Source organism: Microcoleus sp., from assembly GCF_049646505.1.
GTDB lineage: Bacteria > Cyanobacteriota > Cyanobacteriia > Cyanobacteriales > Microcoleaceae > Microcoleus.
In genome coordinates this window covers 1-8926 of sequence record NZ_JBARVX010000580.1, presented here as the reverse complement: position 1 = coordinate 8926, position 8926 = coordinate 1, and the positions used below count along the sequence as shown (strand labels likewise).

The 8926-nt window shown below is 46.4% G+C and carries 8 protein-coding genes; 4 read left to right on the top strand and 4 right to left on the bottom strand.

Annotation, left to right across the window (positions count from 1 at the left end):
• Together WBA89_RS27385 and WBA89_RS27380 are read right to left on the bottom strand one after the other, a co-directional pair.
• Positions 1-647 (bottom strand): MltA domain-containing protein (locus WBA89_RS27385; protein ID WP_424410794.1); only part of this gene is annotated, 647 nt, incomplete at its 3' end.
• A 13-nt stretch (positions 648-660) separates the two neighbouring features.
• Positions 661-915, bottom strand: coding sequence for a hypothetical protein (locus WBA89_RS27380; protein WP_424410793.1), 255 nt, complete (start codon positions 913-915; stop codon positions 661-663).
• Between the two features lie 786 nt (positions 916-1701).
• Here WBA89_RS27380 and carB point away from each other — a divergent pair.
• Positions 1702-5013, top strand: coding sequence for a carbamoyl-phosphate synthase large subunit (carB, locus tag WBA89_RS27375; RefSeq protein WP_424410795.1), 3312 nt, complete (start codon positions 1702-1704; stop codon positions 5011-5013).
• A gap of 221 nt (positions 5014-5234) precedes the next feature.
• On the opposite strand, the gene WBA89_RS27370 is transcribed toward carB, so the two are convergent.
• The gene (locus WBA89_RS27370) at positions 5235-5474 is read right to left on the bottom strand and encodes a DUF6737 family protein (protein WP_424410792.1); all 240 of its coding nucleotides are present in this window, start codon (positions 5472-5474) and stop codon (positions 5235-5237) included.
• Between the two features lie 53 nt (positions 5475-5527).
• On the bottom strand, positions 5528-6130 hold the full coding sequence (locus tag WBA89_RS27365; RefSeq protein ID WP_424410791.1) for a Uma2 family endonuclease: 603 nt from the start codon (positions 6128-6130) through the stop codon (positions 5528-5530).
• 247 nt (positions 6131-6377) lie between these two features.
• Here WBA89_RS27365 and WBA89_RS27360 point away from each other — a divergent pair, with 247 nt between their 5' ends.
• The 3 genes from WBA89_RS27360 to WBA89_RS27350 form a co-directional block, all read left to right on the top strand.
• A complete protein-coding gene (locus WBA89_RS27360; RefSeq protein WP_424410790.1) occupies positions 6378-7040 on the top strand; it encodes a vWA domain-containing protein in 663 nt (220 codons plus the stop codon).
• A 389-nt stretch (positions 7041-7429) separates the two neighbouring features.
• Entirely contained in the window at positions 7430-8209 is a 780-nt protein-coding gene (locus WBA89_RS27355; RefSeq protein ID WP_373535982.1) for a PP2C family serine/threonine-protein phosphatase, read from the top strand.
• Positions 8210-8247: 38 nt separating this feature from the next.
• The coding region (locus tag WBA89_RS27350; RefSeq protein WP_424410789.1) for a hypothetical protein at positions 8248-8926 on the top strand (679 nt) is incomplete at its 3' end.

Sequence of the window (8926 nt, the reverse complement as noted above, 5' to 3'; positions counted from 1 at the left end):
CGATCGCGCAACCAAACTAATTCTAATCCCCGCAGCAATCCTTTGCTTCCCTGCAAAGCATCTGCACCTTCCAATTCCAATCTGGTCGGGTGAGGTTTCGACCAAGAACCGAGGTTTGGCGGCACTCGGTACAGGGGATAACGGTATTCGGAATTAGGCGTGCGAGATGCTGCATAAGTCGGCTCGAAATAACCGGTAAATGCCACTGTTCCTTTGCCGTCTTTGCCGATCGATTTGTAAAAAACAAATTCTCGCTTGACAGATTCTTGGAGTTGTGCTGGTGTAGTGGAACTGACTGCTAATTGGCGGAACCGATCGAGGGAACGGCGGACTCGATCGCGCGTAATTCCCGAAACTCGATAGCGGCTGTAAGCACTTGCAGCGGCTGATGTATTGAGATAGCGGAGGCTGTTGTCGATCGACCTTAACAGCAATTGGCGATCGCCCGGTTGGCCATTTTCGCCCCAGATTTGAGCGTCAAGCCCGATCGACTCCAACTCGGTCGCCTGCAATTGATTTATACTAACTGGTTGCAGCGACGGAACGGCAACGGCGGGCACCGAAAAAGCGATCGCCAAAACACAACAGGCGATCGTCAATAATTGATAGCGAACAATCTTGATCAATTTCCAATTTTCCCCAATCATTTAATAATTTTTCTTATTCCTCGAATCGTTCGATGCTAGAACTAAATAGCGGTTCTACCCGAATTCCGAGAATGCTGCTAGGCCGAATTACCATGTATTCGCCTTGAATATTTTTGATCGGGACATTGACAAATTCTGACGAATCTTGTTTGGGAACCAGAGTTTTATACCACTGTTGAAAATCTTGCAGGGTTGCAAACCGGATTTCTTCGCGGTGGCCGCCCTCAAGCAGCAGGTGCACTGAATATTCGCTAGGAGTTCTAGGCATATCTGTGTTTGAGATTTTGGATTTCAAGCTTTGGGAACGATTTTATATTTTACCTCTTACTCGGCGCATTCCCCGATCTAAGCAGATTCGATGGAGCCAGAGGAGACTGCTGGCGGCGGCTTCCTTGCTTCGGTTGCGCGTTATATCGTTTCCGCTGGCATCGGAATGATTTAACCACAGAGTACGCAGAGTACACAGAGGGAGAGAATATATATATCTGAATCATTCCGATGCTACCGGATTTGATATTACAAGTCGCGGGCGAGGGTAGAGAGATGGCAAACTGGTAGGGTGCGCCCGCACACCGGTTGACTGTGTACCCGGAGAGTGATAGCGGTGCGCCCGCACACCCTACTAGCATCGCTGAAATTTGTAGGCTGCGCCGATTAAGGTGTCAGCAAAATTTAATAATTCAGGACGCATTGCACACCGAAACCCGGTTTCTGACTAGCCCTGCTGGCGCAACTCGCGCGATCGATCGCGCACCAGACACCGATTGTGTATTTTAGAACACGATTCGACCGCAACACTTAAAATAGTCTGGATTTAGCGATCGACTGCACCATTTTCCAATCAATATTTCTCGTTAGCTGGCAGTATCTGCCAACCGCAGTCGCGAGGTTCCGCTTCCAAAATGCTGATAATGGTGCACAATTTCAAATTAACAACAAAACTTGCGCTGTTTTGAGCAAGCTTTTGGTGGAACAGCTCAAAAAGCCTGTTTCTAAGAGCGATGCAAAATATCAAATGTATCCTCAATCTCGTCCAATTACCAATTACGAACCTATGCCCCGTCGTCAAGACTTAAAAAAGATTCTTCTCATTGGTTCCGGCCCAATTGTCATTGGCCAAGCGTGCGAATTTGACTATTCGGGGACGCAAGCTTGCAAAGCTTTGCGAGAAGAAGGTTACGAAGTAGTGTTGGTGAATTCCAACCCTGCCACAATTATGACCGATCCCGAAACTGCCGATCGCATTTACATCGAACCTCTAACCCCAGCCATCCTCGAACAAATCATCGCCCAAGAAAAACCTCAAGCAATTTTACCGACAATGGGCGGTCAAACGGCACTGAATTTAGCCGTTGCAGTTGCTAAAAATGGCGTTTTGGAAAAATACAGCGTCGAGTTAATTGGTGCTAAATTGCCAGCCATTGAAATGGCAGAAGACAGGCTGTTATTTAAGGAAGCGATGGCGCGAATCGGTGTCGCAGTTTGTCCTTCGGGAATTGCTAACAATCTAGATGAGGCCAAAGCAATCGGCCACCAAATCGGCAGTTATCCGTTAATTATCCGTCCGGCTTTTACAATGGGCGGCACGGGAGGCGGCATTTCTTACAATCAAGAAGAGTTTGAAGAAATGGCCCAAGGCGGTATTGATGCGAGTCCGGTGTCGCAAATTTTGATCGAACAATCTTTGATCGGTTGGAAAGAGTACGAACTGGAAGTGATGCGGGATTTGGCAGATAATGTAGTGATTATTTGCTCGATCGAGAATCTCGACCCGATGGGCGTTCACACCGGCGATTCAATCACCGTCGCACCGGCTCAAACTCTCACCGACAAAGAATATCAGCGCCTGCGGGATGCTTCGATTAAAATTATCCGCGAAATCGGAGTTGAAACTGGCGGTTCTAACATTCAATTTGCCGTCAATCCAGTTAACGGAGATTTCATCGTCATTGAAATGAATCCCAGGGTTTCCCGTTCCTCCGCCTTGGCCTCAAAAGCCACCGGTTTCCCGATCGCCAAAATGGCGGCAAAATTAGCCGTAGGTTACACCCTAGACGAAATTTCCAACGATATTACCAAAAAAACTCCCGCGTCTTTTGAGCCGACAATTGACTACGTGGTGACGAAGATTCCCCGATTTGCTTTTGAAAAGTTCCCCGGTTCGGAACCGACTCTGACAACGCAAATGAAGTCAGTGGGAGAGGTAATGGCGATCGGGCGCAGCTTCAACGAATCTTTCCAAAAAGCGCTGCGGGGATTGGAAACCGGCCGCGCGGGTTTCGGGTGCGACAAACCGGAAAAATTGCCTAGTTTGGAACAAATTCGCGCCGGATTGCGGACTCCAAATCCCGATCGCATTTTTACAGTTCGCCACGCGATGATGATGGGAATGTCGGTGGAAGATATCTTTGAACTCACAGCAATCGACCCTTGGTTTTTGGATAAAATGCAGGAATTGTTGGACGCGGAGAAGTTCTTGAAACGAACGGCGCTCGAACAGTTGACAAAAGAGACAATGTTTGAAGTAAAGCAGTTGGGATTTAGCGATCGCCAAATTGCTTACGCCACCAAAACATCGGAAGATCGAGTCCGCACCTACCGCAAACAGTTAGGCGTAGTGCCGGTTTACAAAACAGTCGATACCTGCGCCGCTGAATTTGAAGCGTTTACACCTTATTACTATTCCACCTACGAAGCGGGAGCGGCAATTTGGGAATTGGGCGATGAAGAAAAGAAGATTTCGTCTGTCGGTCACAGTCTCGCACCGGAGTCGGAAGTTTTGCCTTCTACTAAGCGAAAAGTGATGATTCTAGGCGGTGGCCCGAACCGCATCGGACAGGGAATTGAGTTTGATTACTGTTGCTGTCACGCTGCTTATTCCCTAGGCGAGGACGGGTTTGAGACAATTATGGTCAACTCGAACCCGGAGACAGTTTCTACAGATTACGATACGAGCGATCGCCTGTATTTTGAACCGCTAACCAAAGAGGATGTTCTCAACATCATTGAGGCGGAAAATCCCGAAGGAGTAATTATTCAATTTGGCGGACAAACGCCGCTGAAATTGGCGATTCCTTTGCAAAAATCCCTCGAAAATCATCCCGACGTACAAACAAAAATTTGGGGGACTTCGCCGGATTCTATCGATACTGCTGAAGACAGGGAGCGATTTGAAAAAATTCTGCGACAGTTGGATATTCAGCAAGCCGCTAACGGTTTGGCGCGCAGTTTTGAGGATGCTTTAATCGTAGCTCAGCGCATCGGTTATCCGGTGGTGGTGCGGCCGAGCTACGTATTGGGCGGGCGAGCAATGGAAATTGTTTATTCCGATACGGAGTTGGAACGTTACATGACTTACGCGGTGCTGGTAGAACCGGAGCATCCGATTTTAATTGACAAGTTTTTGGAAAATGCGATCGAGGTCGATGTAGATGCGATCGCCGATACGACCGGCAATGTCACGATCGGCGGTATTATGGAACACATCGAAGAAGCGGGAATCCACTCCGGCGACTCGGCTTGTTCCATCCCTTACCAAACGCTTTCTGAAAAAGCGGTGGAAACAATCCGCCGCCAGACAGTGGAACTAGCAAAAGCCCTGAAAGTTATCGGGTTGATGAACATTCAATTTGCCGTCCAAGGCGAAGAAGTTTTCATTTTAGAAGCTAATCCGCGGGCTTCTCGCACGGTACCTTTTGTGTCAAAAGCGATCGGAGTTCCCCTAGCAAAAATCGCATCGCGAGTCATGTCAGGCCAAACTCTAGAAGCTTTAGGTTTTACTAAGGAGATTGTACCGATTCATGTTTCCGTCAAAGAGGCGGTGCTACCGTTTGCTAAGTTTCCGGGAACTGATACTTTGTTAGGGCCAGAAATGCGATCGACTGGCGAAGTCATGGGGATTGACACAGATTTTGGCAAAGCATATGCCAAAGCTCAACTCGGCGCGGGACAAATTATGCCGTTGTTCGGAGTCGTGCTGGTTTCAATGCGCGATCGCGATAAACTAGCGGTTGCACCCGTTGTCAAGGAATTCTTAGAATTAGGTTTCAAAGTAGTAGCAACTCACGGAACGCACAAAGTTTTGCGAGAGCAAGGTTTAGATGTAGATTTGGAATTGAAACTGCACGAAGGGCGACCAAATTTGTTAGATTCGATCAAGAATGAAAAAATCCAACTAATTATCAACACACCTTCTGGCGAAGAATCCCGCGCCGACGGAATCTTTATCCGCCGCACAGCTTTGACTTACAAAATCCCGATTATTACCACAATAGCCGGTGCCAAAGCCACAGCATCAGGAATTCGATCGCTCAAATCCAACCCGATGCAAGTAAAAGCAATTCAGGATTATTACCCGCAAGCGTAGAGTTATTGTAGGGCGCGAAACACTCTTCGATCGTTAGGCCATCGATCTCCCTGGCGCCCCCCTTAACAAGGGGGGGACAAGAGCGTCAAAGCCCCTTTTGTTAAGGGCGAAACCGTCCACTTTTCAAAGTCCCCCTTTTTAAGGGGGATTTAGGGGGATCGAGACTTTGCTATAAACCTAGGATACTTATGGCGCACCAACAAACAGCGCACTACCAAAACCTAATCTGAATGAGAATCTAAAGCACCGCTAGACACCATCAACTTCGGCCAAACCAACAAGAAAAACCCCATCCAAGCCAATAAAGGAATCGCGACTAAAACAGTTATCCAAACCGTTTTTAACAAAAACCAACTACCGGAAATCAGACTCGTGCCAGTCAAAAGAATCGACCAAGGCTGACACCACCAAGGTTTGTAATCCCAAGCACTAATAGCTTTTTTTTCAGAAACAGATTTCATATTTGCAGTAATTTTGTATAGATTGGCGATCGGGCTATCTAGAGAAAACAAATTTAAACGTTCATCACCTCTTCTGCTGTCAGCGTTAATTCAGGAAAAGTCCGCGATACAATTCGTTCGCTGCCTTTGAACGCGCTTCTTTGATAGTTGCCCTCTGCATCCAAAAGGTGAACAAATACAGTTGGAACTTTGGGATTTCCCAGAAATTCCCTGCTGCCAATTGCTAAATAATCGACAATCCAATACTCAGGAATTCCGAGACGCTGGTACTCGTCCAGTTTGTCGATATAATCGTCATCCCAATTTGTTGATGTTACCTCCACCGCCAATTGAATTGGTTCCCGCAACGCAGCATAAGCCGAACGGTTCGATCGCCATAAATCGCGATCGATTACGCTGACATCCGGTCTCCGCCCTTGTTCAACGCCGGCTTTACTTACAGTTTTGATAACTGGCGTGAGCCTGACAACATAATTTAAGTTTAGCCGCTTAATTTCATCTTTAAACGAGTCCGATGTAAAATCAGCAACATCATCATGATTTCTGGTGGAATTCATTTCTACAATTTCTCCATTTACCAGTTCATAGCGTCCATCTTCTGGACATTCTACAAGGAATTGGTCAAAGGTTAATTTTTTCGTGACTGTTGCAATCATAAGATTTATCCTTATTTTGCAGTGATACTATTAGTCTACATTACCACAGGCAGGAATGAATTTGTTTTTTTGACCGCAGATATCTAATTCTACAATCAAAAATATACAATCAAAAATCTCAAATCGATTCAGGTAAATGGTAAAATACGATCGCCAGCCGGCAGATTGAGTTAAATATGTCACCTACTGGCTAGGGTAGAAAGTAACAAACCTAGAAATCGAGCCACTCCCAGGTCAACCCCGAACCATGAGACTAGACGAAGCCGTAGAATTTGCCGAAAACCCAGAGCCGCGCTGTCCCTGCGTCCTCCTGCTGGACACCTCCGGCTCCATGCAAGGCGCAGCCATAGATGCCTTGAATGAGGGGCTGGAAGTTTTTAGGAATGACCTAATTAAAGACGAACTAGCTAAAAAGCGAGTCGAAGTCGCGATTATTTCCTTTGACAATAATATCAAAGTTGTGCAAGACTTCGTGACCGCCGACGGGTTCGAGACACCGCTGCTGACAGCCCAAGGACAAACCCACATGGGCGCGGGCATTCAGCTCGCACTAGATACCATTGCCGCCCGCAAATCCGAATACCGCAACAACGGCATCACTTACTACCGCCCGTGGGTATTTATGATTACCGACGGCGAACCTCAAGGCGAATCAGATGATGTTGTGGAAATAGCAGCACAGCGAATTAAAGAGGAAGAAACGAACAAGCGCGTGGCATTTTTTGCTGTCGGAGTCGAAGGTGCTAATATCTCCCGTCTCGCAGAAATTGTCGAGCGCACGCCTGTAAAATTGAGAGGATTAGACTTTAGAGAGATGTTCATCTGGCTGTCGGCTAGTATGCAGAGAGTTTCTCACTCAAAAATTGACGAACAAGTAGCACTGCCGCCGCCCGGATGGGGAACTGTTTAGTTAGTTGGTAGGGGCGGTGCCCCCGTGCCCGCCCTCTTAGTTGTTAGTTGTTAGTTGTTAGTTGTTAGTTGTTGGTTGTTAGCTGTTAGGTGTTAGTTATTGGTTGTTATGGCTCATTAGTTAATAATAGTAATAGCTCCTTAAGGGATTTCTCTACAGAATGAACACAAACTAATAATTGACGAGACAGATTGTAAAGCAGAGACCCGAAACAAGGATTTGTTTTGATTTTTTTAGGGAATAGTTCAATCTGAATTGCTGCTTGATTCTCATAACAAATAACAAACAACAAATAACAACAACCAATAACTAATAACTAATGACCAATGACCAATGACTAATGACTAATGGCTAATGACTAATAACCAATAACTAATAACTAATGACTAATGACTAATGACTTGGGACTATTGAGTAATTGGCAGGTTGTAGCGGCATCGGTGACTGGTACGAGCCACGAAAAACGATCGCAGCCCTGTCAAGATGCCCACTGCTGGCGCGTCTTGGCAAACGGTGTTTTGGTAGCAGCAGTTGCTGACGGCGCGGGTTCGGCTGCACTGGCAGAAGTGGGGGCAAAAATTGCTGTAGAAGCGGTTGTCGAAATGATTTGCCAACAGGATTTGCAGCCTGAAAATGACGGCGAATGGCAGGTATTTTTGACAGCTTCTCTGCAAGTCGCGCGGGCGCAGGTGGAAGCAGAAGCGGCTGTGCGGGAAGTGCCGGCGAGGGATTTGGCTTGCACTTTGATTGCGGTTGTGGCGACGCCGGAATTAATCGCAGTTGCTCAAATTGGTGACGGTGCGGCGGTGGCGGGTGACAGTGAGGGAAATGCGATCGCCCTTACTGTACCTCCCTGCGGCGAATATATCAACGAAACCATCTTTTTGGTTTCGCCAAATGCGATCGAAACAGCGCAATTTCAGGTAATGCGGCAACCGCTGCGGCACTTAGCTGTGTTTTCCGACGGCTTGCAAATGCTAGCTCTCAAAATCCCGGAAGGTACGCCCCACAAGCCATTTTTTACGCCGTTGTTTCGGTTTTCGGGCGAAGTAAAAGAAGAGTCAGATGCGAAACAGCAGTTAGAGTCATTTTTGCGATCGCCCAGAGTTTCCCAACGCACCGACGATGACTTAACATTATTGTTAGCAACTTTTTCGAGTAATGTCTAGTCTGTTCAAATCTACTTACAAAAAGCGGAGCAAAAATTATGACATATCCACGAATTAGTGCCCCAAGCTTGTTGCGAGAAACATTTGCTGTTGTGGGAGCTGTATACCCAGCTCTGTTCAGAATCAACTATCCCCATTTAATATGGTTCGTGCTGAATACTTTTGGCCGAGATATCCTGCTCAATAGCTTTGAGATAACTACCTCCGAACAGGCGGACGCAAGTCTTAAGTTGAATATTATCTACTGGTTAGTGGCAGTTCCTTTCTTGTCGGGAGCTACTAATTTCTACACTTATCGAAGTTTGACAGAAAATCAAGTAACTGCGAGCGAGGCTTTCTCTCAAGCAAAAAGAAGATTGCTACCACTCATTTTGGTTAATTTCCTGTCTGTGGTGCTGATTTTGGGTTTGCCAGGTATTATTATGTGGTTCCTGTGGTCTTATGCTTTTGTAGGCTTAATTATACTGCTAATAATAATTCCTGGGCTTTATGTGTTATACCGCTTAATATTTTCATCTTATGCTACCGTCATTGATAACTCTTCGGTGCCGGACAGTTTTGACAGTAGTTGGAAATTAACTGAAGGGCGTTGGTGGTTGATATTCCGCTCAAATTTACTGATAGGTTTTGTGTTTTTTGTGCCAGCAATATTGATTTCTGGATTAATCGGTTCAATATTGGGGAATTTGCTAGCATCTCAGCTTGTGGGTCAGGTAC